Source organism: Kitasatospora sp. NPDC094015, from assembly GCF_040304075.1.
Taxonomy (GTDB): domain Bacteria; phylum Actinomycetota; class Actinomycetes; order Streptomycetales; family Streptomycetaceae; genus Kitasatospora.
The window spans coordinates 61,501-85,823 of the sequence record NZ_JBEOUL010000029.1; the positions used below are offsets into that span (position 1 = coordinate 61,501).

Consider the following 24,323-nt stretch of genomic DNA (forward strand, 5'->3'; position numbering starts at 1 on the left):
GACGGCCGGGCCGCGGGGTCTGGACAGCCGGGCCGCGGTGGTCCAGGCTTCCGCTCCATGACCGACCCGACCGCCGCCACCGCCGCCACCGCCGCGAGCGACCGCCTGACCGAGGCCCTGCTGGCCACCGCCGAGGACATCGCCGCACTGCTGCGGGCGCGGCCGGACGCCGCCGCGCGGATCCCCGGCGCCACCTGGTCGGTGGGCGAGGCGGCGGCCCATCTCGCGCTGGCCAACCGGCTGATGGCGGAGCTCGCCGCCGGGCTGGAGCGCCCGTATGGCGACGGCACCCCGGGCAGCCTCGCGGCAGCCAACGCCGAATCGCTGGAGGCCTACCCCGAGCGCGATCCGGTGGTGCTGGCGGACGAGATCGTGCGGCACACCGCCGCCTTCGTGGCCGCCGCCGCAGGCCGCGCGGCCGAGGAGCCGGTGCTGACCCCGCTCGGGCCGATGGACCTGGGCACGCTGGCCTCGTACCTGCTCACCCACATGCTGGGGCACGGGTACGACCTGGCGCGGGCGGTGGGTCGGCCGCACATGATCGACCGGGAGCGGGTGGAGCTGTCGCTCCCGTTCCTGCTGACCGCGATGGGGCGGGTGGTGGACCCGGGCGCGGCGGCGGGCCGGCGGGGCCGCTACGCGCTGGGGCTGCGCGGCGGGCGCCGGTTCGGGGTGGTGATCGAGGACGGGGCGGCGACCGTCCTGCCGCAACCGCCGGAGCGGGCCGACTGCACGATCGTCGCGGAGCACGTCACCTTCTTCCTGATCGCGCTCGGGCGGTGCACGCCGTGGCGGGCGGTGGCGCGCGGCGGCATCCTGGCGTGGGGGCGCAGGCCCTGGATGGCGTTCGGGTTCCCGACCCACTTCAAGGCGCCCTGAGGCCGCACGCGGGCCCGCCCGGACCAGGTCGGTACGCGGGATCGCGGTCGGTCCGGGGTCGCGGGTGCGGGGACGCCACCCGGGGTCGAGCGGCGGCGGGTAGCCTGCGGGCCGGAACCGGTCGTGGGACCGGGACCGGAGGGAGACTGCGATGGCCGAGCCGCTGATCGTCACCGTTGCCGGGCGGACGCCCGAGGTGGACCCCGGTGCCTTCGTGGCGCCGAACGCCGTGCTGGCCGGGGAGGTACGGCTCGCGGCCGGCGCGAGCGTCTGGTACGGCGCGGTGCTGCGCGGGGACGTCGAGCTGATCAGCATCGGGCCGGACACCAACGTGCAGGACAACTGCACGGTGCACAGCGACAGTTCGTTCCCCGCGGTGCTCGGTGCGCGGATCACGGTCGGGCACAACGCGGTGCTGCACGGGTGCGTGGTGGAGGACGACGTGCTGGTCGGGATGGGCGCGACCGTGCTCAACGGGGCCAGGATCGGGGCGGGTTCGCTGATCGCGGCCGGGGCCGTGGTGCCGCAGGGCATGCAGGTGCCGCCGGGCTCGCTGGTGGCCGGCGTGCCGGCGAAGGTCCGCCGCGAGCTCACCGAGGAGGAGCGCGGCCGGGTGAAGGCCAACGCCGAGGGCTACCTGGTGCTCGCCGAGGCGCACCGGGCGGCGACGCGGACGCGCTGAGCGGGGCCGGAGCGCTCAACGGCACGCTGAGCGGCGCCGGACCGCGGGGCGGCGCCGGACCGGACGGGCCTCAGCCCTGCTGGTCCAGGCCGACCGGCTGCCAGCGGTAGGCGGCGTCCTCCTGCCAGCAGTGCAGTTCGTCCTCGACCACGGCCGCCAGGCACAGCCGCCAGTCCTCGCCGACCGCCAGCGCGACCCGGGTGGCCGGCCGCAGCGTCGGCCGCCACCAGCGGGGCCGCCGGGCGCCGCCCGCCGCGGGCAGCCGCAGCCGTACGCCGCCGGTGCCCGCCAGGGCGATGGTCGGGCCGCCGCGGTGGCCGGCCATCGCGACGCCCAGGGCGGGTTCGGCCTCGCCGATCTCGGTCGGCGAGGGCTCCGGTCCGGCGCCGAGCGGCCACAGCCGGACCGAGCCGTCGGCGCGCACCACGGCGGCCTGCGGGCCGGCCGAGGTCCGGGCCAGGGCGGCGCCGCGGACCGGGCCGGACGGGCCCAGCCGCTCGCAGCTGGTCTCCGTCCCCACCCGCCAGCACAGCACCCGGCCGTGGTGCTCGACCAGCACCGACCAGATCCCCGCGCGTTCCTCGACCGCGGCCAGCACCCGGTCGGCGGGGCAGCGGGGCAGTTCCTGGCCGGTCAGGGTGAGGCCCGGGGCCCAGCGGAACGAGTGCAGGGCGCCGGACCTGGCCGTCCAGACCACCAGCTCGCCGGAGCCGTTGACGCCGCCGGCGAGGCCGCCGATGCCGCGGGCCGCCTCCCACCAGCCGGAGGCGTTGCCGACCCAGAGCGCGCCGGAGCGGTCCTCGGCGAACACCGCGAGCTCGGTCCCCCGGCCGGCCCGTCCGACCACCAACTCCCTTATGCCGCCCGGGGCCTGGCCGGGCGGCAGCTCCTGGGAGGTGTGCCCGGGGCCGGCCGGCAGGACGCCGGCGGCGCCGCCCGCGAGCACCAGCGGGCGGGCGGCCGGATCCGGCAGCACCGCGAGGCAGGCGGTGCGCGGCAGCGGCCGGTGGGCGCGCAGCAGGTCGCGGCCGCGGGCCGCCCAGGGGCCGAGCGGGGCGGGCCGGCGGTCGGGGTCGTGGTGCAGCGGTTCGCAGGCCCACCGGGCCAGCTCCTCGCCGAAGCCGGCCTCGACCAGGTCGCGCCGGGCCTGCTCGGCGGCCAGCCGGTGGTCCAGCCGGGCGTGGTCGGGCAGCAGCAGGGCGCGGGCCAGGGTGCCGACGGCGAACAGGTCCTTGGCGGCGGCCGGGAAGCCGCCGACCTGCTCGGCCTCGGGCGGCACGTGGCCGGGGGTGAACACGGCGACCGTCAGGGTGTGGTCCAGCGGGGCGAGGAAGGTCAGGTCGATCAGCTTGACGTTGCCCTCGGCGTCAACCAGGACGTTGGCCGGGGAGATGTCCCGGTGCACCCAGCGCTTGCGGTGCAGCTCGTCCACGATCCGGCAGAGCCGGACCAGCACCTCGGCGGCGGCCGGCAGCCCGGCGCGGTTGGCGGCCGCCCAGCGGTGCAGCGGGATGCCCTCCACCCAGGGCGAGATCTGGTAGCCGAGCAGCGCTCCGCCCGGGGGGCTGCCGGGCCGGTGCGGGGACGGGCCGAGCAGGAAACTGGGCACCACCAGGTCGGTGACGCCGAGCCGGTGGGCGTTGTGCGAGACGTCGTCCCAGCGGCCGAGCCAGCGGCGGACCTCGGAGGGGTCGCGTTCCAGCATGATCTTGGCGGCGACCAGCTCCTTGAGCCCGCTGTGGCCGGTGCGCACCGCCCGCCACACCTCGGCCTCGCCGCCCCGGTGGTGGAACTCCAGCAGTTCGTACTGCTCAGGGTCGAACTCCGGTCCGAACCGGAGCCCTGGCACCCAACGCGACTCGGCCACTCCACCCCCGTCTGAGACGCCCCGCCGGCCCTGCTCGGCCCCCGCCCTCGGCAGCCCCAGGATAGTGCTCTTTTCCGACCCGGGGCGGCCGTAAGGCCTATCCTGCTCCTGCGGGGACGGGCATGATGGCACGTCAAGATACTTGATCATCAAGCTGGTTGACGGTGTCGTCCGGTGGACCGGAACGTCGGGGGGACGGTGCATGGCGCAGGTCGTGCTGGTGCTGCTGGTGGTGGCGCTGCTCGGAGCGGGCGGGATCGTGCTGCTCCGGCGCGCCCGCGCGCTCGACCCCGGATCGGTGGCCAAGGCGCTGGCCTCGGCGGCGGCGCAGGCCGGCGCCGGGCAGCAGGAGCGGGCCCGGCGCCGGTACGCCGGGCTGGCCGCCCGGCTCGCCACCGCCCCCGCGGAGCTGCGCCCGCAGCGCGGGCTGGCGCTGCTCGGCCAGGCCGGCGCCACCGCCGCCCTCGGGGACGGACCTGCGGCGCTGCCGCTCTACCGCGAGGCCTTCCCGCTGCTCGCCGACCCGGCCCGGGAACTGCCGCGCTGGAGCCTCGCCCAGCTCGCCGAGGAGCGGATGCGGGCCCCGGAGGGCGACCTCGCGCCGGTGCTCGCCTTCCTGCGGGCCGCGGGCCGCAACGCGCAGCCCGGCGCCGAGGCGGAGGCGGTGGGCCGCGCCCTGGGCTGGGCGCAGCGGCTGTGCCGGGAGGGCTCCACCGGGCAGCGGGACGCCGCCACCGCGGCGGCGCTGGCCGGCCTGCCCGGCTGGGACTGGCCCCTGCTGGCCCGGGCGGCGCTGCTGCGCGACACCGGGCGCCGGGCGGAGGCCGAGGCGCTGCTCGCCACCGCGGCCCCGGCGGGCGGCGCCGAACTCTGGTTCCGGCTGGGGGCGCTGCTCAGCACGCCGGGCCGGGAGGCGCAGGCGGTGGCGGCCTTCGACGAGGCGCTGCGGCGCGGCCCCGGCGAGCCCTCGCCGTGGTCCCGGGGCCCGGCGCTGCGCGCGGAGTGCCTGCTGTTCCGCGGCCTGGCCCGGCAGTTCCTGCAGGACCCGGTGGCGGCCGAGGCGGACCTGCGGGCGGCGGTCGACGCGGCCCCGGCGGACCCGCGTCCGCGGTACGCGCTGGGGCGGCTCGCGCTGCTGCGGGACGACGACGGGCAGGCCTGGGAGCAGTTCACCGCCGCGCTGGCGGCCCGGTCCTCGTACGCGCCGGCGCGGTTGGGCCTGGCGCTGCTGCACGAGCGGGCCGGACGGGCGGCCGAGGCGGCGGCCGACTACCGGGCCGGACTGGCACTGGCGCCGGACTGGCGGCCGGCCCGGGTCCGGTTCGGCGCGGCGCTGGTGGCCTCGGGCCAGCCCGCGGAGGCGGAGCCGCTGCTGCGCGAGGAGGCCTCGTCCGTCTCCCCCTGGGCCGGGACCGCCGCCTTCCACCACGGCCTGGCGCTGGAGCGGACCGGCGATCCGGCCGGGGCGCTGGAGTGCTGGGAGCCGCTGCGCGCGGAGGACCTGCTGGAACGGCTGGCGGCGCTGCGCGACCGGCTGGCCCGGCACGTGCTCGCCACCGACCCGGCCGGGGCCCGGGCGCTGTGGCAGCGGGCCGTCGCCGACGCCCCGGCCGTACCCGGGTACCGGGCTGCGCTGCGCGAGGCCGCCCTGCGCGAGGCCGCCCACCTGCTGCTCGGCGGCCGGGACCAGCCGCAGGCGCGGGCGCAGGCCGCCGAGGCACTCGCCCTGGCCGGGCTCCCGGCCCCGACCGACCCGGCCGGGCACACCGCGCGGGACGGCCGGCTGCGGGCCGCGCTCGCGCTGGCCGGCGGGTCGGCCGAGGAACTGCGGACCCTGCTGACCGCGGACGGCGGCCCGCGGGACCGCTACCACCTGGCCGCCGCGGCCCTGCTGACCGGCCGGGCGGTGCAGACCGTCACCCTGCTGGCGCCGCTGGAGCCGGACCCGCAGGGCGATCCGGGCCTGGCCCGGCTGCGCGCGCTGCTCGCCGAGCGGGCCGGGAACCGGCCAGCGGCGCTGGAGTGGCACGAACACTTCCTGGCCGCCCCCGGGGCACCGTCCCGCACCCCGGACGGCGCGCGCTGCGGCGCGGCGGCCGACTGCGCCGAGGCGGCCGTCGGGAGCTGCGGCGGCTGCGGGCGCGAGGGCTGCGCCGGCCACCTGTACCGGCCGGCCGGGGCGGCCTCGCCGCGCTGCGACCACTGCGCGGGCCAGGCGCTGAGCGCCGTCCTGGACTGCGCCCGCCGGCTCGGCCTGCCCGAGCGGGCCGAACCCGCCCTGACCGCCTGGGCGGACGCGCTCGGCGACGGCCCGGCCGGCCGAGCCGCCCGGCGCCACCTGGCGCTGCTGCACGCCGAGGCGGGCCGGCTGGACGCCGCCCTCGACCTGCTGCCCGCCGGGGCCGACCGGGACCGCAGCGCCGTCCTGGTGCGGCGCGCCGCGGCCGCCCTGGACGCGCAGCAGGCCGGCGCCGCCGCCGTCGACCTGCGCCGGGCCGTGGAACTGACGCCGGACCACCCGCAGGCCGTCCCCGCGCTCGGCACCCTGGCCGAGCACGAGGCCCGCCAGCACGCCGCCGAGGGCCGCGACCGGGAGGCCTGGGAGGGCTACCGCGCACTGCTGCTCCGCGACCCGGGCCACCCGAGGGTGCTGCACTCGCTCGGCCTGCTCAGCTACCGGCGGGCGCTGGCCGCCGGGGCGGCCGAGGCGGACGGCCTGTGGCAGTGGGCCGTCGGCTGCCTGGTCTGCGCCCTGCACCTGCCCGACCTGTGGACCGAGGCCGCCCGGGTGACCGGCCGGCCGGTGGAACCGGAGCGGATCGCCGCCGCCCGCGGCGCCCTCACCGACCGGCTCCGGGGCGATCTGCGCGAGCTGGACCGCGAACGCGGGCGCGACGCGGACCAGGTGGACTCCTGGACCGTCCGGCTCGGGATGGAGGCCCGCAGCGCGGAGGCCTTCGCCCAGGAGGAGCTGCGGGTCGCCGTGCCCGGCGCGCCCGAGCGGCGGCTGGTGCTCGGCCCGGCGCTCGGCGGGCTGCTGCGGCCGGCACCGGCCGGCTCCGTCCTCGCCTCCTGGGAAGGGCAGTTCGAGCAGGCGGTGCTGCCGTACCGCAGGAGCGGTCCGTTCGGCCCGCACCCGCTGACCGAGGCGCTGGGCCTGTTCGACGGCCTCGGGGCGCACCGCTACCTGCTGCTCCAGGGCCGGCCCGGCGCCGCCGTCGCCGCGCTGGAGGCGATACCCGAGGGCGAGCGCGACGACGCCTGGTACGCCCTGCTGCGGGAGGCCCTGATCAGCGAGGCCGCCGACCACCACCGGCACCAGGACTGGCCGGCGGCGCTGGACCGGCTGGCCCGGGCCCGGGCGCTGCCGGGGGCGCCGCTCACCGCCGAGCTGTCCACGCTCGCCGCCGAGGCCGGGCTGCGCGCCGCCCGGGCGCTGCTCAAGGAGAGCGACGACGACCAGCAGGGTGCGGTGGACCTGTTGGAGCGGGCACTCGAACTGGCGCCGGACCACACCGAGGTGCGCACCAACCTGGGCGCCGCGTACGCGCAGCTGGCCCGCAAGACCAACAACGAGAGCACCGACTACGCCGCCGCCCTGGTGCTGCTGCGCAAGGCACTGGCGATGGCCCCCGAGGACCCGACCGCCCGGCACTTCCTGGAGGCCGCGCTCGGCAACCGGGCCAACCAGCTCACCCGCCCCGGCCCCGACGAGGACCTGCTGCTCGCGGTGGACCTGTGGGAGGAGCTGATCGAGCTGGAGGGCACCGCGGACCAGCGGCTCGCGCTCGCCTACGTCCAGCGGCTGCTGGCCCGTTCGGCCGCGCTGGCCGACAACCGCGCGGCGGCGGTCGCCAGGATGGCCGCCGCACTGCGGGCCGACCCGGAGTGGACCGGCGACACCGGGCAGGAGGCGCCGCGCCGGGTCTCGGTGCTGCTGGCCAACCACATGCTGGACGACCTGCAGGACCGGCCGTTCGCCGAGCGGGCCCGGCTGCTGCGGCTCGCCCAGACCTACCACGACTCCACCGACCTGCGGCAGCTGATGGTCAGCGTGTGGCGCAGCGAGGCGGCGGACGACTACGCGGCCAAGCGGTTCACGGACGCCACCTCGCTGCTCGAACAGGCGCTGGGGCTGGCCGAGCGCACGGAGGACAAGGCGAAGATCCGCAACGAGCTGGGGGTGGTCTGCGGCGCCCACGCCGTGCAGAGCGCGAACCTGCGGCAGTTCCGGCAGGCCCGCGCACTGATCGCCAAGGCCGTCGGGCACAGCCCGGACGACCGCGAACTGCGGGCGCTCAAGCGGCGGATCGACGCGCTGCGCTGACCGGCGTCCTGTTGACCCTGACCCGACCCGACCCGATTCGCCGACCGACCGTCACCCCGACCGTCCGAAGGAGCTGTGACCGCCGCCATGCCGTTGCACGAACCGTCGCCGTACGAGGTCCTGGGCATCCCACTCTCGGCCGGGATGCGGGAGATCAATCTCGCCGTGGGCCCGGCGATGCGGGAGGGCCGCTTCGGCCGCCAGCAGATCCAGGAGGCCGCGGCCCTGCTGCGCAACCCGGAACGGCGGCTGGAGCTGGACCTCCAGCAGCAGCTGCCGCCGGACCCGGTGGACGGCGTGGCCGCGCTGCTCGGGCCGGCACTCGCCGAGCCGCTGCTCACCGTCGAGCGGCCGGCGCTGCCGCCCGAGGCGCTGCTGGTGCTGCGCCGGGACGAGCTGCTGGCCGACTTCGCCGACCCGGCCCCGGCCGGTGTCGACACCGATCCCCCCGTCCCCGCGCGGTTCGCCGCCGACCTGTCGGTGCTGCCGCCGATCGAGATCCCGGAGTGAGCGTGCTGGAGCAGGAGTGGGGCGAGCCGCTGGAGGTGCCGCAGCGGGCGCTGGAGGTCGACCTGGCGCAGTCGTTCAGCCAGTTGCTGTTCCGGGCCTCGCTGTTGCAGCGGCTGCGGGGCGAGGAGGCGCGGGCGGCCACGGCGGCGCAGCGGGACCTGCTGGGGCTGCTGGTGGAGGTGGACGACGCGCTGGCGGCGCTCGGTCTCGACCAGGAGCTGGTACTGCTCGGGCGGGGCAGCGGGATCGAGGCCACCCGCCGCCGGCTGCTGGGCAAACTGGCCAAGGCCGGGGTGCGGCCGATGCGGCTGGAGGGGCTGGCGGCGGACCCGGCGCTGTCCGAGATCGTGGGCAGCGAGGTGCGGCCCGGGCTGGAGCCGGAGACGGTCGTGCAGACCGTGGTGACCGGCTTCTTCTGGAACGACGAGGTGCTGCGGCGCGCCCAGGTGGTGGTGGCGGCTCCCCCGCCCGCGCCGGGCGAGCCGGCAGAACCGGTGGCGCAGGTCCCGGCGCAGCGGCCGGCCGAGGTAGCGACGGAGGTACCGCAGGCGCCGGTGGCCGACCTCCCGGCGGCCAGGGAGCCGGTGGGTGACCTGCCGGTGGGCAGCGTGCCCGTGGGTGACCTGCCGGTGGGCGACGGCCCGGCCGGCGCGGGGCGGGCCGGGGCGGCGGGCCCGCGCAAGGGCGGGGCGGCGGCGGGCGGCCGGCGCAGGCGACGGAAGCGTTAGGAACCAGAGGGGACATCGGAAGACATGTACCGCACTCTCGGAATCGATCTGGGCACCACCAACTCCGTGGTGGCCCACCTCCGGCGGGGCGAGCCGGAGATCATCTTCAACCGGCAGAACCAGGAGGCCACGCCCTCCGTGGTCGGCCGGGGCCGCAAGGGCGAGCTGCTGGTCGGCTCGCCCGCGCGCAACCGGCTCGCCCTCGACGGCGAGAACGTGATCCGCTCGGTCAAGCGCTTCATGGGCCGCAAGTTCCGCGACCCGCAGGTGCAGGCGGCCCTGAACGAGCTGGCCTACAAGGTCACCGCGGGCACCGACGGGGACGTCAACGTCTGGTTCGGCGGCCGCTCGTACACCCCGATCGAGATCTCCGCGATCATCCTGCACCAGCTCAAGCAGGACGCCGAACAGCGCCTCGGCGAGCCGTTCCACCGGGCCGTCATCACCGTGCCCGCGTACTTCGGCGAGCGCCAGGTGGCGGCCACCCAGGAGGCCGGCCGGATGGCCGGGCTGCACGTGCTGCGGGTGATCAACGAGCCGACCGCCGCCGCCCTCGCGTACGGGATGACCAACGAGGCCGGGGACGAGGGCCGCACCGTGCTGGTCTACGACCTCGGCGGCGGCACCTTCGACATCTCCATCCTGCTGCTGGTGCCCGGTTCGGTCTCGGTGCTCGGCATCGAGGGGGACAACCTGCTCGGCGGTGACGACTTCGACCGGGCGATCACCACCGCGCTGCTGGAGGACATCCGCGAGGAGTACGGCGCCGACTACCGGCCGGACCTGCGGGACAAGCCGCGGATCGCCTCGGCCGCCGAGGTCGTCAAGATCGAACTGTCCAACCAGGAGGCCTCGGACGTCGTGCTGGCCGGCCTCGGCGCGGGGCAGCTGGTGCTGGAGTCGGTCTTCGAACGGCCCCGGTTCGAGGAGCTGATCGAGGCCGGGATCGAGCGCACCATCGAACTCACCCACAAGGCCGTGATGCAGGCCAACCTGACCGTCGGGGACATCGACGAGGTGCTGCTGGTCGGCGGCTCCACCGCGATCCCGCTGGTGGCGCGGCGCCTGGGCGAGGTGTTCGGGCCGAAGCGGATCCGGCGCGGCGTCAACCCGATGCAGTGCGTGGCGCTCGGCGCCGCGGTGCAGGGCGCGCTGGTCGCCGAGGTGGAGTGCCCCGAGTGCCGCGCCCCCGGCGACCTGGCCGCCTCGGCCTGCGCCAACTGCTCGGCCTCGCTGCTCGGCGGCCCCCGGGTGTCCTGCCCCGGCTGCCACCTGCCGGTGGACACCGCCGCCGCGGCCTGCCCCAAGTGCGGACAGGACCTGGCGGACGGCGCCGCGCCGGCCGCCCCGGTACGGACCGCGCCCGCCGCGCAGAGCGCCGGCTGCCCGCGCTGCGGCACCCCGGCAGCCCCCGGGGCGAGCAGCTGCGAGCTGTGCGGGGAGTCGCTGGCCGCGGCGTCGGGGACGGCGGACGGCCCCCGGTCGACGGCCGCGGAGGACCTCGGCCTGCGCTGCGCCGCCTGCGGCACGGTCAACCCGCCCGGCGCCGAGGTGTGCACCTCCTGCGGCGAGCTGATGCAGGTCACCAACCCGTTCGACGTCACCCCGAAGGACCTGGGGATCGAGCTCAACGACGGCCGGCTGGCCGTCATCATCCCCAAGAACAGCAGCTACCCGACCACCGCCCCGATCAGCCGGGAGTTCGTGGTCTCCGGCAGCGGGCGCCAGCGCCTGGAGGTGGCGGTCTACGAGGGCGAGCACGAGACCGCCCAGCGCAACGAGCTGGTCGGGCACCTGACCATGCGGCTGCCCGAGGGCCTGGGCGGCCGGATCCCGGTGAACGTGGCCTTCGGCCTCGACCGCGACCGCACCATCACCGTCTCGGTGCGGCTGCAGGGCGGCGAGGAGAAGACCGTCAAGCTGGAGCGGACCACGCTCGACCCGGAGCTGCGGGTCCAGGTCGAGGACCAGCAGCGGCAGATCGAGAGCTTCACCGACCGCTGGGGCGCCGAGCTCACCGAGGCCGAACTGCGTGAGGCCCGGCGGCTGATGGACACCCTGGACGACATGGCCGCCGGCCAGACCGGCGGCCGGTCGGTGGACGAGGCGCTGGAGCGGGCCCAGACCCAGCTCCGGGCGCAGCGCTGGGTGCGCGGCACGGAGGCGTACCTGAGCCTGTTCCTGCACTACTGCGAGAAGCACCTCGACCCGAGCGACCTGAGCCGGCTGCGCGAGGTCTCCGGCGAGCTGCGGCGGCGCCGCGAGGCCGCGGACTGGGAGGGCGCGGTGTCCGCCGCGGCCCGCGCGGACGAGCTGTGCGACTCGCTCGGCCACACCTTCCGGATGCTGACGATGTGCAACGTGTACGTCAACCAGAACCTGGTCTCGGCGGCCCTGGCCCAGCGGATCATGGCGGAGCTGCGCGGGCTGGACGGCGCGGTGGAGTCGGCCAACATGGAGGCCGCCAACCGGCACAACACCGCGCTGCTGCGGCTGTACGCCGAGGCGCAGCGGGAGCTCGGCGAGGACGCGCTGCCGGAGCCGGTCGGCCCGGTCCGCCCGGAGGAGGCTGGTCCCCGATGAGCGCGGAGTCCACCGGGGTGCCGCCGATCGAGGTGCCGTGCCCGCAGTGCGGGGTGCCGGCCGACCGCGACAGCCTGCGCTGCCCCTCCTGCCGGGAGGACCTGGCGGCGCTGGTGCGGCTGCGCTACGCCGGCCGGATCGACTACAACGAGGCGCTCGCGCTGGCCCGGGCCGGGGACGACCCGGGGGCGCTGGTGCTGCTGCGCCGCGCCCTGGCGGCCGAGCCCGACCTGCTGCCGGCCCGGGAGCTGCTGGCGCGGGTCGCGGCCCGGACGGGCGCCGCGGAGGAGGAGGCCGCGCTGCGGGGCTGACCGGGCCGCGACCCGGGTGGGCCGGGCGGGGCCGTCCGGCCCCGCTTTCGGCCGTGCCCCCGTGTCCGTCCGCCGGTCACGGTCCGTCTCCCCGTAGCGTCGGTCGGTGACGGACCGGGCCGGCCGGTGCGACGAGGGGACGGCTCCCGTGGAACGCAAGTGGTGGACCCTGATCGCCGTCTCGGTGGCGACCTTCATGCTCCTGCTGGACATCACCGTGGTGAACGTGGCGCTGCCGTCGATCCGCCGGGACCTCGGCGCCAGCTTCACCGACCTGCAGTGGGTGTTCGACGCCTACGCGCTGACGCTGGCCGCGCTGGTGCTGACCGCCGGGTCGATCGCCGACCGGGTGGGGCGCCGGCGGACCTTCGCGGCCGGCCTGGTGATCTTCTCGTTCGCCTCGCTGCTGTGCGCGCTGGCGCCGAACCCGACCTTCCTCAACCTCTCCCGGGCGCTCCAGGGGGTCGGCGGGGCGGTGATGTTCGCGGTGTCGCTGGCACTGGTCGCCCAGGAGTTCCCGGCCGGGCGCGAGCGCGGCACCGCGATGGGCATCTACGGGGCGACCATCGGCGTGGCGGTGGCGATCGGCCCGCTGGTCGGCGGGGCGCTGACCGACTCGCTCGGCTGGGAGTCGATCTTCTACCTGAACCTGCCGATCGGCGCCGCGGCCCTGGTGATCACCGCCCTGAAGCTGCGCGAGAGCCGCGACCCGGACGCCACCGGGGTGGACTGGCCTGGCGTGGCGACCTTCAGCAGCGCGCTCTTCCTGCTGGTCCTCGCCCTGGTGCGGGGCAACGCGGAGGGCTGGGGCAGCGCGCTGATCGTCTCGCTGTTCGTGGCGGCGGCGGTGCTGCTCGGCGCGTTCGTGGTGATCGAGCAGCGGGTCGCCCAGCCGATGCTGCCGCTCGGGCTGTTCCGGCGGGGCGCGTTCACCGGCGTGCAGCTGGCCGCCTTCGCGGTCTCCGGCTCGCTGTTCGCGCTGTTCCTCTACCTGACCCTCTACCTGCAGAACTACCTCGGCCTCTCGCCGTTCCAGGCCGGGGTGCGCTACCTGCCCAGCACGGTGCTCAGCTTCCTGGTGGCGCCGATCGCCGGCGCGCTGCTCTCCCGGGTGCAGGCCCGGCTGATGCTCTGCGTGGGCCTGGCCGCGGTCGGGCTCGGACTGCTGCTGATGAGCGGCATCCAGCTGGACTCGACCTGGACCACCCTGCTCGGCGGCTTCCTGGTCTCGGGGGCGGGGGTCGGCCTGGTCAACCCGGTGATCGCGGACGTCGCGGTGAGCGTGGTGCCCAAGGAGCGCAGCGGCATGGCGGCCGGCATCAACGACACCTTCCGCCAGGTCGGCATCGCGGTGGGGATCGCCGTGTGGGGTGCGATCTTCGTCGGCCGCGGCGCCGACCGGGTGCGGGAGCTGACCGCGGGCACCCCGGCCGCACAGGGCGCGCGGCCGCGCGAACTGATCGAGGCGGCCTCCTCCGGCGCCCTGGACGACGCCCTGGCCGCCGTGCCGGCCGATGCCCGCGGCGCGGTCGCGCTGGCGACGCGCGAAGGGTTCCTGTCGGGCCTCAACACCGTGCTGACGCTCGGCGCGCTGCTCAGCTTCGCCGGCGCGGCGGTGTCGCTCTGGCTGGTCCGGGAGCGCGAGATCGAGCGGGACGCGCCGCCCGAGCCCGCTCAGGCGCCCTGACGCTGCCGGGCGAGCACCGCCACCACGTGGGCCGCCCGGTGGTGCTCGGGCAGCTCCGGCAGGTGGACCCGGCCGCGGGCCGCCTGCCGCTCCAGCGCGTCGGCGAGCTCGGCCTCGCTCCTCGGCCACGGTGCGAGCCCGGCCCGGGCCAGCGTGGCCGCGTTGGCCCGGCCGTGGCCCGGGATCACCTGGTAGCTCACCGCGGGCAGCCCCGCGACCAGCGCCTCGGTCAGCGACAGCCCGCCGGCGTTGTGGACCAGGACGTCGGCGGCGGCCATCAGCGCGGGGACGTCCTCTCGCCAGCCGAGCGCCACCACGCCCGGCACCCGGGCGAGCCGCCGGCGCAGCCGCTCGTTGCGCCCGCACAGCACCACCGGGACGGTGCCGGGGGCCGCGGCGAGCGCGCGGACCCCGGCGGTGACGTCGCCGAGGCCGAGCGAACCGGTGGTCAGCAGGGCCATCCGCTGCTCCGGCCGCACGCCGAGGGCGGCCCGCAGCGCCTGCCGGAGCAGCGGGTCGACGGGTGCGGCGAAGGTGTCCGGTGCGAGCGGGCCGGCGGCCGCCATCGGCACGCCGTAGCGCGCGGCGCCCTCGGCGGCGGTGGCCGCGGTGACGGTGAGGTGGAGGTCGACGTGCGGGTGCACCCAGAGCCGGTGCGGCGCCGGGTCGGTGAGGTAGCTGACCACCGGGACGGTGAGCCGGCCCTGCCCGCGCAGCATCCCCAGGCTCTGGGCGGCGAACGGGAAGGTGGTCACCACGGCGTCGTACCCGTCGTCGGCCCAGCGGGCCAGTTCCGGGGCGGCCAGCCGGCACAGCCGCAGGGTGAGGGCGCGCACCACGGAGTCCCGCTCCTCGCTGCGGAACAGCCACTCGAAGACGGCCGGCGCGCGGCCGGCGCTGAGGGCGTAGCCGTCCTGCAGCAGCCGCTGGTGGCGGCGCGGCAGGGCGTCGAGGTAGTCGCGGTAGGTGGCGTCGACGCCCAGGCCCCGGAGCCGGTGCACCAGTTCCCGGGCAGCCCCGTTGTGGCCGGCGCCGACACTGCCGGTGATCACCAGGACCCGCGGCGGGCGGGCCGGGCGGCGCTGCGGTGGGACGGTGCCGGCGGGCCGGTGGGTGGTCGGGGAGGCGTGCTCGAGGACGTTCATGGGGGTCCGCTCGGCGAGGAGCGCCCGGCCCGTCGGGTCGCCGACGGCGCCGGCCGCTGGTGGGGCGAGTACCGGAGGTCGGCACCGGTGCCGACGACGGCGCGAAGTCCCCTTGCGGGCGGGCTGGTTCGGCCGGGCGACGGGTGCCTTGGCGGTACCGTAGGAGATCCGGACGATGCCGTTCCACTCCCCCGCGTGAGCAGCAACCGGCAGGTGGGTGAACAGCGGGCGGCCACGCGGGCCGCCCGGCTGTCACCCGGGCCGCCGGGCCGGACCTCAGCCCACCCAGCTGCCGGTCAGGCCGAGCACGGCGGAGCCGTCCAGGTCGGCGAGCTTGCGGCCGACGAAGGCGCGGGCCGCGTCCGAGGTCTGCATCCGCAGCACCGGCCGGTCGGTGTCGAGCGCCTCGGTGATGGTCGCGGCCGCCTCGGCCGGGGTCTGGGCCGCGGTCGCGAAGGCGGCCAGGGTGCGGTCGACGTAGGACTTCAGGGCCGGGGCGTACGGGCCGGCGGCGCGCAGCTCGGTGTCCAGGTCGATGCCCTGGTTGGCGATGAACTCGCTGGCCACCGCGCCCGGCTCGACCAGGGTGACCTGGACGCCGGCGGTGGCGGCCACCGGGGCGAGCGCCTCCAGGAAGCCCTCGACGGCGAACTTGGCCGCGCAGTAGGCCTCGTTGAACGGCTGGCCGACCACGCCGCCGACGCTGGTCACCGCGATCAGCCGGCCGCCGGAGGCGCGCAGGTGCGGCATGGCGGCCCGGGTGACCTCGACCACGCCGAAGAAGTTGACCTCCATCACGGCGCGGACGTCCGCCACCTCGCCCTGCTCGATGGTGCCGACGTGGCCGGCGCCCGCGTTGTTGACCACGGCGTCCAGCCGCCCGTGCTCGGCGATCACCGCCGCGACGCAGGTGGCGACGGAGGCCGGGTCGGTGACGTCGAGCTGCCGCAGCTGCACGGAGTCGGCGACCCCGGCCTCGGCGGCGGCCTGCTCCAGGGCGGCGGAGCGGCCGAGGTCGCGCATGGTGGCGACGACCAGCCAGCCGGCCCGGGCGGCGTCGACCGCGGCGGCGAGGCCGATGCCGGAGGAGCAGCCGGTGATCAGGACGGTCTTGCGCGCGGTGGTGGACATACCGGTACCTCTTCGTGGCTCGGGGCCGCTCCGGGCGGGTGCCGCGGGGCGCGGATCGGAGGATCCGATTGCGTGTACACACACACTAATGCTGTGTGTACGTGCACGCAAACCGGTACGATGACCGGCATGACGCGCTCCGACCTGACCCTGGGCCCCCTCTCGGAGCAGGACCACGCCTTCTACGGGCTGGTCTGGGCCGGCACCACGCTGGCCGCCCGGGTCGACCGCGAGCTGACCCGCGCGCACGGGCTGCCGATGTCCTGGTTCGAGGTGATGCTCTGGCTGGCCGGCCAGCAGGAGCCGGTGGCCGCCTCCGACCTCGGGGCGCGCACCATGCTCAGCCGCAGCCAGGTCTCCCGCGTCGTGGACGCGCTGGCCGCCCGCGGGCTGGTGGCCCGCACCCCCTCCCCCACCGACGCCCGCTCGGTGCGGATCGCGCTCACCGAGCTGGGCCGGGCCGCCTTCGCCGAGGCCGACGCGACCCGCCGCGAGGTGCTGCGGCCGGTCTTCACCGGACTGCTCGACGAGGCGGACATCCAGGCCCTGGAGACGGTCTGGCGCAAGCTCAAGCAGCCCCGGGAGCAGTAGGCGGGGGCACCGGCGGGCGGACGGGCAGTGCCGGTCCGGGCTACGGCGGTCAGGGTGGCCGCGGAAATACCCGCCGGTAATCCGGGGCGGAAATGCCGGACGGCCGGCGGGGCACCGCCCACCGGCCGTCGGAGGAGTTCCGGGCGGCAATTCACCGATTCGGTGAACCGGCGCGGGCCCGGCGTCCGTTACACCTCCAGCATTGCCTCGATGCGCTTCAGCTCGTGGCGGGCCAGGGCGAGATTGGCGCGCGAGCGGTCCAGTGCGAAGTAGAGGAAGAGCGAGCCGTGGCTGCGGGCCAGCGGGCGCAGCAGGTGGTACTGGGTGCTGAGGGTGATCAGGATGTCCTCGATCGCCTCCTCCAGCGAAAGCCGGGCCAGGGTACGGACCTTGGCGCGCACCACCTCGGTGTTGCCGGCCGCCGCCACCTCCAGGTCGAGGTCCTTGCCGCCGCCGAGGAAGCCGAGCGACATCCCGCTCTCGTAGTCGACCAGCGACACCCCGATGGCGCCGTCGATGGTCATCGCTTCCTTCAGCGCGCTCTCAATGTTCACGGCGTTCCTTCTCGTTCACGACTTCGACTGACGGTGCATTATGCCGGGCCAAAGCGACGGGAAACCGTCATCTTCGGTCGTAGTTGCACAAGATGATGTTTAAAGTACTCTGACCGGAGTCGCAAAGTGAAGGGGTGCAGGTGAGCACGGTCGAAGCAGCGCTCCGCGAGGCGCTGGACTCCCCCGGAGTGGTCCGGGCCACCCTGGTCGACGCCGTCACCGGCCTGACCTACGGCGCCGTCGGCTCCGGCACGGCCGCCGGCGACGGCGCCGAGCTCGCCGAGCTGACCACCCTGGTCGCCGGCCGGATGCACGAGGCCGGTACCGGCGGGGAGTTGGAGAGCCTGGTGATCACCACCGCGCGGGCGCACCACGTGGTCCAGCTGGTGCCGCGCCGGGGTGACGCGCTGGTGCTGGCCGTGGTGCTGGACCGTGCGTCCACCAACCTCGCCCTGGCGATCCGCCAGGTGGCCGACCTCGCGAAGGCCGTGCTGGCATGACCCCCACCGCACCGCCCGCACCGCGCAACGTGCCCACCCTGCTGGTCCGGCTCCAGGAGGAGCGGTTCACCGGCGCCGTCGTGGTCTCCGGCACCCCCGGCGGGGTGATCCACCTGGACCGCGGACTGGTCGTCGCGGTACGGACGCCGGCCGCGCCCTCCGTCGAGACGGTCCTGCTGAAGTCCCGCCGGATCACCGAGGAGGACTGGTCGGCCGCACGCGCGGCGGCCGGCCGCGGCAGCGGCGAACAGGCCGCTCCCGCCGGTCCGGTGGCCGACCTCGGGCCGGCCCTGCTCGGACACGGGCTGATCGGCGCGGTCGAGCTGGAGATCGTCTGCACCGCCGCCGTGTTCGACGGCGCCTTCGCGCTGTCGCTCGGCCCGGTCGAGGGCTGGCGGATCGACCCGGAGGCGGCGGCCCCCGAACTCGGCGTCCGGCCCGGCGTGGAGCCGCGGCAGCTGGCCGAGGAGACGGTGCGCCGCGGCGCGCTGCTGGCCCGGCTCTGGGGCCCGCTGCCCGAGATCGCCGACTCCCGCCCGCAGCCCGCCGCCCAGGTCGAATCCGGCCAACTGGCGCCGCGCCACCGGGACCTGCTGCTGAACGCCAACGGCCGGCGGGCACCGCGCGACCTCGCCTTCGCGGTCGGCCGCGGCGTCTTCCCGGTGATGCTCGACCTGGCCCGGATGCGCGAGCGCAAGCTGCTGCGGGCGGAAGCCGCGCGGCCGGCGACCGTACCGGCCGTCGGGCCCCGGGCCCCCGAACCCGCGCGCACCGCAGCGCCGGACCGGAACGCCGCCCTGCCCCGGCGGGTGCCCGGCGACCGCAAGTCCGGCGCCGCCCCCACCGAGGAGGCCGGACAGCACCGGATGGAGGCCGACGCCACCGCGGACGCGCTGCGCCGCATCCACCAGGCGCTGGCCGACTCCCGGCACGCCGGGGCGGCCCACCGCCCCGCCGCGGGCACCGGGTGAGCCGACCGCCCGCCGACCCCGTCCCGCCCCACCCCGCCGACCGCCCCGGGCAACCGCACGCGGTCGACCCCGCGTCACCGACAACGACACCGACGCCCACGCCTACCTGAGGAGCACTGTCATGCAGCAACGGATCTCGTCCGAGGCACTGGTGGACGAGCTGAGAAGGCTGCGCGAGCGCGTCATGGGCATCACCGAGAGCGTCGTCTCGACGGCCGACGGCCTGCTCGTGGCGGCCGACACCGTCTCCGTCCAGCCCGAGTCGCTGTCCGCGCTGGCCGCCGCCACCCTGGCGCTCGGCCGCCGCACCAGCGCCGAGGCCGGGCTCGGCGGCATGCGGGAGAACGTCACCCGGGCCGGCGGCGGCTTCGTGGTGGTGACCGCGATCGGCGAGCACGCCCTGCTCGTCGTGGTCGGTGACGAGGGCCTGGACGTGGCCGCGCTCGGCCGCGAGTGCCCGGGCACCGTGGAGGCGCTCGGGCGGCTGCTCACCGCCGCCGCGTAGGACCGCCCCGAGGCCCGTGGGGCGCCCGCGCCGCGGGCCCGGCCGGGTGGTTCGGGCGTGGCCCCTCCCCCGGCGGCGCGCGGGGTGGCAGGGTGGTGCCGACCGGTCTTGGGCCGGCCTGCCCCACAGCCACGATCCGCGAGGGGACCCCGTGCACCTGCAAGGGCTGCTGTCGTTTCCGCTGACCCCGTTCGACGCCGAGGACCGGATCGACCTGGGGGTGTTCGCCGAACACCTGGAACGGCAGATCGCCGCCGGGCCGGCCGCCCTGTTCGTCGCCTGCGGCACCGGCGAGTTCACCGCCCTCGGCCGGGACGAGCACCGCCGGCTGATCGCCACCGCCGTCCGGGTCGCCGGCGGCCGGCTGCCGGTGGTCGCCGGCTGCGGCGGCGGCCCGCGCCTGGCCCGCGAGTTCGCGCTCGCCGCCGCCGACTGCGGCGCCGACGGCCTGCTGCTGCTCCCCCCGTACCTGGTCGCCTCCACCCCTGCCGGGCTGGTCGGGCACATCCGGTACGTGGCGGCCGCCACCGAGCTGCCGCTGATCGTCTACCAGCGGGCCAACGCCGTGCTGGACGAGGCGGCCACGCTCGCCCTGCTCGACCTGCCGACGGTGACCGGCATCAAGGACGGCCGCGGCCAACTGGACGCGATGCTGCGGCTGGTCACCGCCGTCCGCACCAGCGGGCACCCGCGGGCGGCCGGCTTCGGCTTCCTCAACGGGCTGCCCACCGCCGAACTCTCGGCGCAGGCCTACCGGGCGATCGGGGTGCCCGGCTACTCCTCCGCGGTGCTCTGCTTCGCCCCGGACATCGCGACCGCCTTCCACCGGGCCGTGGAGGGCGGAGACCGGCGGACCGCGCAGCTGCTGCTGGCCGAGTTCTACCTGCCGTTCGCCGCGCTGCGCGACCAGGTCCCCGGGTACGCGGTCGCGCTGGTCAAGGCCGGGGCCCGACTCGCCGGCCTCGACCTCGGCCCGGTCCGGCCGCCGCTGGTGGACGCCTCCCCCGAGCACGTCCGGCAGTTGGAGCGGATCATCGCCCGCGGACGGGCCGCGCTCGCCGCCGCGGGGGCCTGATGCGGATCCGCGCGGCGGTGGTCACCCCGGTCGCGTTCGCCGACCCGCCGCTGCTCACCGCCGCCGGGACGCACCAGCCGTGGGCGCTGCGGGCGATCGTCCAACTGCACGGCGAGGACGGCCTGGTCGGCCTCGGCGAGAGCTACGGCGACGCGCCCCACCTGCGGCTGCTGGAGGCCGCGGCCGCCGCGCTGGCCGGGCTCGACCCGTTCGACACCAACGGCCTGCTGCGCCGGGTCCAGACGGTGCTCGGCGGCGCCGACGCCCCGGACCGGCACGGGCTCACCGGCGTCTCCTCCCCGCGCCGGACCGCGCTGCGGGTGCACAGCCCGTTCGAGGTGGCCTGCCTCGACCTCCAGGGGCAGCTGACCGGGCGGCCGGTGGTGGACCTGCTCGGCGGCGCCGTCCGCGACCGGGTGCCGTACGCCGGGTACCTGTTCCACAAGTGGGCCCGCCACCCCGGGCAGGCCGGCGAGGACCGCTACCCGCAGGCGCTGGACGCCGAGGGCATCGTCGACCAGGCCCGCAAGCTGGTCGACCGGTACGGCTTCGGCTCGCTCAAGCTCAAGGGCGGGGTGCTGCCGCCCGACCGGGAGGTGGAGACCGTCCGGGCGCTGCGCGCCGCCTTCCCCGGCCACCCGCTGCGGCTGGACCCGAACGCCGCCTGGACGGTGGCGACCTCGCTGCGGGTCGCCGCCGCCACCGAGGGGCTGCTGGAGTACCTGGAGGACCCCACCCCGGGCATCGCCGGCATGGCCGAGGTGGCGGCCCGGGCGCCGATGCCGCTGGCCACCAACATGTGCGTGGTCGGCCCCGACGACCTCCCGGAGGGCCTCGGCCGGCGCGCGGTCGGGGTGGTGCTCGGCGACCACCACTACTGGGGCGGGCTGCGGCGCTCGGTCGAGCTCGCGGCCATCTGCCGGATCTGGGGCGTCGGGGTCTCCATGCACTCCAACAGCCACCTCGGCATCAGCCTCGCGGCGATGACCCACCTGGGCGCGGCGCTGCCCGAACCGACCTACGCCGCCGACACCCACACGCCCTGGCAGGACGGCCAGGACGTGCTCGCCGACCCGCTCACGATCAGCGGCGGCGCCGTCCGGGTGCCCGACGGCCCCGGCCTCGGGGTGCGGCTCGACCCCGACGCGCTGGCCCGGCTGCACGAGAACTACCTGCGCTGCGGCATCCGGGAGCGCGACGACACCGCCTACCGGCGGCAGTTCGAACCAGGGTTCTCCGCCCGGCAGGCCCGCTGGTGAGCGCCGTCCCGCCGGTCTCCGCGCACGCCTTCCCCTGGGACGTGCTCGGCGACCCGGCCCTGCCCGACCGGGTGCACGCCGCCGGCCTGGACGCGGTGACCCTCGCCGTCACCTACCACTCGACCCGGGCCGCCACCCCGCAGCACCCGCGGCACCGCTTCGTGGACGCCCGGCACGCCGCGCTCTACCGCCCGCTGCGGCCGCAGGCCTGGCGGGGCCGCCGGCTGGCACCGCTCGGCCCCGACTGGACCACCGGGCCCGACCCGGCGGGCGCCGCCGTCGCCGCCCTCGCCGGGGCCGGCATCCCGGTCGAGGCCTGGGTGGTGCTCGCCCACAACAGCCGGCTCGGCCGGCTGCACCCCGACCTCGCGGTCACCAACTGCTTCGGCGAGCCCTACCCGCACGCGCTCTGCCCGGCCCGGCCCGAGGTCCGCGAGCACTGCGCGACGCTGACCGCGGAGGCGCTGCGCGGGCTGCCGGCCGGCGCGGTGCGCGGGGTCTCGCTGGAATCCGCCGGCCAGCTCGGCGCCGCGCACGCCGGCTGCCACGAGAAGACCGACGGCGCGTACGGGCCGGCGGCGCTGCGGGCACTGTCGGTCTGCTGCTGCGCGGGCTGCCGGGAGGGCTGGCGGGCCGCCGGCCTCGACCCCGCCGCCGTCACCGGGTGGCTGCGCCGCGCCGCGGACGGCGGACCGCCGCTGCCCGAGGAGGCCGCCGCCACCGTGCTGGCGGTGCGCCACCGTGCCGCCGACGCGCTCCGCCGGGCCGCCGTCGCCGCCGCCCGGGCCGAACTCCCCGGCGCCGCCGTCACCCTGCACGCCCACCCCGACCCGTGGGCCACCGGCCCGTCCCCCGGCCTGACCCCGCAGGCCCCGGCCGAGGTGGACGCGCTGCTGGTGCCCTGCTGGCCCACCGGCGCCGACAGCGCCGCGCTGGTGCGGCGCGCCGCCGCGCACGGCCGGCCGGTCGACGCCTACGTGACCCTGCTGCCGCCGGCCGACCCGGCGCTGCTGCCCGCGCACGTGCGGCGGCTGCGCGCCGCCGGGGCGAGCCGGCTCAGCCTGTACCACCTCGGGCTGGTGCCGGCCCCGTGGCAGCCGCTGCTGGCCGAGCTGGCACGGGAGTTCCGCGACACCGAACCGGGCCCGGGAGGACACCGATGACCACCCCGCACGCCGTACCGACCGCCACCGTACCGACCGCCACCGGGGCGCCCCGGACCGTGCTGCTCACCGGCGCGGCGGGCGGCGTCGGCACCTTCCTGCGCGAGCGGCTGCCCGGGTACGGGTACCGCGTGCGCCCGGCCGACCTGCGCCCGGTCGAGGGTGCGCCGGACGCGCTGCGGTGCGACCTGCGCGACCCGACCGCCGTCCGGGCCGCGGTGCGCGGCGTCGACGCCGTGGTGCACCTCGGCGGGATCGCCGTCGAGGACGCCTTCGACACCGTGCTGGACGCCAACATCCGCGGCCTGCACCACCTCTACGAGGCCGTCAGGCTGGAAGGGGTGCGCCGGGTGGTGTTCGCCAGCAGCAACCACGCCGTCGGCTTCGCCCCGCGCCCCGCCGGCGGCGAACCGCTCGGCGCCGAGGTACCGCCCCGGCCGGACACCTACTACGGCCTGTCCAAGGCCTTCGGGGAGGGCATGGCCTCGCTCTACGCCGACAAGTACGGCGTGGAGACGGTGTCGTTGCGGATCGGCTCCTGCTTCGCCGAGCCCCGGACGGTGCGGATGCTCGCCACCTGGCTCAGCCCCGACGACTGCGCCCGGCTGGTGGACGCCGCCCTCACCGCACCCGCCGTCGGGCACACCGTCGTCTACGGGATCAGCGCCAACACCCGCGCCTGGTGGGACCTGGCCCCGGCCCGGGCGCTGGGCTACCACCCGCAGGACGACGCGGAGGCCTTCGCCGAGGCCCTGCTGGCCGAACACGGCCCGCTGGACCCGGACGGGGCGGACGCCCGGCTGGTCGGCGGCCACTTCACCGAGCTGGAACCGCCCCGCCGGTAGCCCTCGTCGCGGGGCCGGGCCGGTGTTACTGTCCCGGCATGTCCAAGCTCGAGATCGACGCGCTCACCGCCGAGTTCTTCGGCGCCTTCGACAACCGGGGCGGCAAGGCGGCCGACGTCGCCCGGATCCGGCGGCTGGTGCTGCCGGGCGGAGTGATCGTCAAGACCGGCCCGGAGTTCACGGTGTACACCGTCGACGGGTTCGTGGAGCCGCGCGAGAAGCTGCTGGCGGACGGGCGGCTGACCGAGTTCTCGGAGTGGGAGACCTCCGAACGCACCGAGCTGACCGGTGACATCGCCTGCCGGGTCGGTGAGTACCGCAAGTCCGGGGTGCTGGACGGCGAGCCGTTCGAGGGCGGCGGCACCAAGACCATCCAGTTCGTCCGCACCCCGGAGGGCTGGCGGATCTCCGCCTTCGCCTGGTACGACCGGCCCTGACCGCCGAGGACCTACCAGCCGCCGGAGGACGAGGTGGTGGAGGTGCCCGACCCCGTGAAGCCCGCAGATCCGGTGGAGCCGGTGGAGGTCGGGACGGTCGGGAGGCCGGGGTCCGAGCTGGTGGTGCGGGCGGCGGAGGGGCCCGGGGTCCGTCCCCGCGCGGCGGATTCGGTGGTGGCCCGGCGGAGGGCGGTGGCCGGCTCGGGGGCGGCCGGCGGGCGCGGGTCCTCGCGGTCGATCCGCAGCACCAGGCTGCGGCCGCCGGGGTTGCCCGTCCCGTCCCGGTCGGTGCAGCGGACCAGCTGGCTCGGGGCGCCGCCCCGGTCCTCCCAACGCCCCACCACGGCCCGGATGCTGGGCTGCCAGACACCGCGGTACTCGTGCTCCACGGCGAGGTCCCAGTCCTCGGCGTCGATCAGCTCGCTGGCGCCGGTCACCCCCGGCACCACGACGGTGCGCCCGCCGCGGACGGTCACCACGGCCCGCTGCGGCCACTCGGACTGCGCGCCGGTCACCGTGATCCGGTGGGCGCCTCGGTACTTCGGCATCGGTCACTCCCGCGGGCCGGTCCGG

At 76.8% G+C, this 24,323-nt stretch carries 22 protein-coding genes; 17 read left to right on the forward strand and 5 right to left on the reverse strand.

The window, feature by feature from the left end:
* Positions 1-57: 57 nt before the first annotated feature.
* Entirely contained in the window at positions 58-879 is an 822-nt protein-coding gene (locus ABT014_RS27590) for a maleylpyruvate isomerase family mycothiol-dependent enzyme (protein WP_350641904.1), read from the forward strand.
* A gap of 151 nt (positions 880-1,030) precedes the next feature.
* The gene (locus ABT014_RS27595) at positions 1,031-1,561 is read left to right on the forward strand and encodes a gamma carbonic anhydrase family protein (protein WP_350641905.1); all 531 of its coding nucleotides are present in this window, start codon (positions 1,031-1,033) and stop codon (positions 1,559-1,561) included.
* A gap of 70 nt (positions 1,562-1,631) precedes the next feature.
* Here ABT014_RS27595 and ABT014_RS27600 read toward each other — a convergent pair whose 3' ends face one another.
* The gene (locus ABT014_RS27600) at positions 1,632-3,410 is read right to left on the reverse strand and encodes a protein kinase domain-containing protein (RefSeq protein ID WP_350641906.1); all 1,779 of its coding nucleotides are present in this window, start codon (positions 3,408-3,410) and stop codon (positions 1,632-1,634) included.
* Positions 3,411-3,630: 220 nt separating this feature from the next.
* Between ABT014_RS27600 and ABT014_RS27605 the strand changes: the two genes are divergently transcribed.
* The 6 genes from ABT014_RS27605 (at position 3,631) to ABT014_RS27630 (ending at position 13,574) form a co-directional block, all read left to right on the forward strand.
* On the forward strand, positions 3,631-7,755 hold the full coding sequence (locus ABT014_RS27605; RefSeq protein ID WP_350641907.1) for a hypothetical protein: 4,125 nt from the start codon (positions 3,631-3,633) through the stop codon (positions 7,753-7,755).
* Between the two features lie 75 nt (positions 7,756-7,830).
* Complete coding sequence (locus ABT014_RS27610) at positions 7,831-8,265, forward strand: J domain-containing protein (protein WP_350641908.1); 435 nt, start codon at positions 7,831-7,833, stop codon at positions 8,263-8,265.
* A 2-nt stretch (positions 8,266-8,267) separates the two neighbouring features.
* The gene (locus ABT014_RS27615; protein WP_350641909.1) at positions 8,268-8,993 is read left to right on the forward strand and encodes a nucleotide exchange factor GrpE; all 726 of its coding nucleotides are present in this window, start codon (positions 8,268-8,270) and stop codon (positions 8,991-8,993) included.
* Positions 8,994-9,017: 24 nt separating this feature from the next.
* Positions 9,018-11,576 (forward strand): Hsp70 family protein, encoded by a 2,559-nt coding sequence (locus ABT014_RS27620; RefSeq protein WP_350641910.1) that lies wholly within the window; start codon positions 9,018-9,020, stop codon positions 11,574-11,576.
* Entirely contained in the window at positions 11,573-11,887 is a 315-nt protein-coding gene (locus ABT014_RS27625; RefSeq protein WP_350641911.1) for a zinc ribbon domain-containing protein, read from the forward strand. Before ABT014_RS27620 ends, ABT014_RS27625 begins: the two co-directional genes overlap by 4 nt.
* Positions 11,888-11,993: 106 nt before the next feature.
* Complete coding sequence (locus ABT014_RS27630; protein WP_350641912.1) at positions 11,994-13,574, forward strand: MFS transporter; 1,581 nt, start codon at positions 11,994-11,996, stop codon at positions 13,572-13,574.
* On the opposite strand, the gene ABT014_RS27635 is transcribed toward ABT014_RS27630, so the two are convergent.
* Both ABT014_RS27635 and ABT014_RS27640 read right to left on the reverse strand, forming a co-directional pair.
* Entirely contained in the window at positions 13,562-14,719 is a 1,158-nt protein-coding gene (locus ABT014_RS27635; RefSeq protein WP_350641913.1) for a glycosyltransferase, read from the reverse strand. The two genes, ABT014_RS27630 and ABT014_RS27635, sit on opposite strands and share 13 nt — an antisense overlap.
* Before the next feature lie 276 nt (positions 14,720-14,995).
* On the reverse strand, positions 14,996-15,850 hold the full coding sequence (locus ABT014_RS27640; RefSeq protein WP_350641914.1) for an SDR family NAD(P)-dependent oxidoreductase: 855 nt from the start codon (positions 15,848-15,850) through the stop codon (positions 14,996-14,998).
* A 129-nt stretch (positions 15,851-15,979) separates the two neighbouring features.
* On the opposite strand from ABT014_RS27640, the gene ABT014_RS27645 reads away from it, so the two are divergent.
* Positions 15,980-16,441 (forward strand): MarR family winged helix-turn-helix transcriptional regulator, encoded by a 462-nt coding sequence (locus ABT014_RS27645; protein WP_350641915.1) that lies wholly within the window; start codon positions 15,980-15,982, stop codon positions 16,439-16,441.
* Between the two features lie 188 nt (positions 16,442-16,629).
* Here the strand turns inward: ABT014_RS27645 and ABT014_RS27650 are convergent, their stop codons facing one another.
* Positions 16,630-16,995, reverse strand: coding sequence for a hypothetical protein (locus tag ABT014_RS27650; RefSeq protein ID WP_350641916.1), 366 nt, complete (start codon positions 16,993-16,995; stop codon positions 16,630-16,632).
* Between the two features lie 140 nt (positions 16,996-17,135).
* Here ABT014_RS27650 and ABT014_RS27655 point away from each other — a divergent pair, with 140 nt between their 5' ends.
* The 8 genes from ABT014_RS27655 (at position 17,136) to ABT014_RS27690 (ending at position 23,750) form a co-directional block, all read left to right on the forward strand.
* Complete coding sequence (locus ABT014_RS27655; RefSeq protein ID WP_350641917.1) at positions 17,136-17,495, forward strand: hypothetical protein; 360 nt, start codon at positions 17,136-17,138, stop codon at positions 17,493-17,495.
* Positions 17,492-18,466: a hypothetical protein gene (locus ABT014_RS27660; protein WP_350641918.1), complete on the forward strand. Its 975-nt coding sequence runs from the start codon at positions 17,492-17,494 to the stop codon at positions 18,464-18,466. Before ABT014_RS27655 ends, ABT014_RS27660 begins: the two co-directional genes overlap by 4 nt.
* Positions 18,467-18,587: 121 nt before the next feature.
* Positions 18,588-18,971, forward strand: coding sequence for a roadblock/LC7 domain-containing protein (locus tag ABT014_RS27665; protein WP_350641919.1), 384 nt, complete (start codon positions 18,588-18,590; stop codon positions 18,969-18,971).
* Between the two features lie 151 nt (positions 18,972-19,122).
* Positions 19,123-20,046 (forward strand): 5-dehydro-4-deoxyglucarate dehydratase, encoded by a 924-nt coding sequence (locus ABT014_RS27670; RefSeq protein WP_350641920.1) that lies wholly within the window; start codon positions 19,123-19,125, stop codon positions 20,044-20,046.
* Entirely contained in the window at positions 20,046-21,305 is a 1,260-nt protein-coding gene (locus ABT014_RS27675) for an enolase C-terminal domain-like protein (RefSeq protein WP_350641921.1), read from the forward strand. Before ABT014_RS27670 ends, ABT014_RS27675 begins: the two co-directional genes overlap by 1 nt.
* Entirely contained in the window at positions 21,302-22,468 is a 1,167-nt protein-coding gene (locus tag ABT014_RS27680; protein ID WP_350641922.1) for a hypothetical protein, read from the forward strand. Before ABT014_RS27675 ends, ABT014_RS27680 begins: the two co-directional genes overlap by 4 nt.
* Positions 22,465-23,313 carry an NAD-dependent epimerase/dehydratase family protein gene (locus tag ABT014_RS27685; protein ID WP_350641923.1) on the forward strand — a complete coding sequence of 283 codons (849 nt, stop codon included), beginning with the start codon at positions 22,465-22,467 and terminating at the stop codon, positions 23,311-23,313. Before ABT014_RS27680 ends, ABT014_RS27685 begins: the two co-directional genes overlap by 4 nt.
* A 38-nt stretch (positions 23,314-23,351) precedes the next feature.
* Positions 23,352-23,750 carry a nuclear transport factor 2 family protein gene (locus ABT014_RS27690; protein WP_350641924.1) on the forward strand — a complete coding sequence of 133 codons (399 nt, stop codon included), beginning with the start codon at positions 23,352-23,354 and terminating at the stop codon, positions 23,748-23,750.
* 11 nt (positions 23,751-23,761) lie between these two features.
* Here the strand turns inward: ABT014_RS27690 and ABT014_RS27695 are convergent, their stop codons facing one another.
* Positions 23,762-24,298 carry a hypothetical protein gene (locus tag ABT014_RS27695; protein ID WP_350641925.1) on the reverse strand — a complete coding sequence of 179 codons (537 nt, stop codon included), beginning with the start codon at positions 24,296-24,298 and terminating at the stop codon, positions 23,762-23,764.
* Between the last annotated feature and the right edge of the window lie 25 nt (positions 24,299-24,323).

Bases quoted from the DNA above. Each gene is read 5' to 3' on its own strand.
- ABT014_RS27590 (WP_350641904.1), top strand. From the start codon at position 58: ATGACCGACCCGACCGCCGCCACCGCCGCCACCGCCGCGAGCGACCGC.
- ABT014_RS27595 (WP_350641905.1), top strand. From the start codon at position 1,031: ATGGCCGAGCCGCTGATCGTCACCGTTGCCGGGCGGACGCCCGAGGTG.
- ABT014_RS27605 (WP_350641907.1), top strand. From the start codon at position 3,631: ATGGCGCAGGTCGTGCTGGTGCTGCTGGTGGTGGCGCTGCTCGGAGCG.
- ABT014_RS27620 (WP_350641910.1), top strand. From the start codon at position 9,018: ATGTACCGCACTCTCGGAATCGATCTGGGCACCACCAACTCCGTGGTG.
- ABT014_RS27625 (WP_350641911.1), top strand. From the start codon at position 11,573: ATGAGCGCGGAGTCCACCGGGGTGCCGCCGATCGAGGTGCCGTGCCCG.
- ABT014_RS27635 (WP_350641913.1), bottom strand. From the start codon at position 14,719: ATGAACGTCCTCGAGCACGCCTCCCCGACCACCCACCGGCCCGCCGGC.
- ABT014_RS27640 (WP_350641914.1), bottom strand. From the start codon at position 15,850: ATGTCCACCACCGCGCGCAAGACCGTCCTGATCACCGGCTGCTCCTCC.
- ABT014_RS27645 (WP_350641915.1), top strand. From the start codon at position 15,980: ATGACGCGCTCCGACCTGACCCTGGGCCCCCTCTCGGAGCAGGACCAC.
- ABT014_RS27660 (WP_350641918.1), top strand. From the start codon at position 17,492: ATGACCCCCACCGCACCGCCCGCACCGCGCAACGTGCCCACCCTGCTG.
- ABT014_RS27665 (WP_350641919.1), top strand. From the start codon at position 18,588: ATGCAGCAACGGATCTCGTCCGAGGCACTGGTGGACGAGCTGAGAAGG.
- ABT014_RS27675 (WP_350641921.1), top strand. From the start codon at position 20,046: ATGCGGATCCGCGCGGCGGTGGTCACCCCGGTCGCGTTCGCCGACCCG.
- ABT014_RS27685 (WP_350641923.1), top strand. From the start codon at position 22,465: ATGACCACCCCGCACGCCGTACCGACCGCCACCGTACCGACCGCCACC.
- ABT014_RS27690 (WP_350641924.1), top strand. From the start codon at position 23,352: ATGTCCAAGCTCGAGATCGACGCGCTCACCGCCGAGTTCTTCGGCGCC.
- ABT014_RS27695 (WP_350641925.1), bottom strand. From the start codon at position 24,298: ATGCCGAAGTACCGAGGCGCCCACCGGATCACGGTGACCGGCGCGCAG.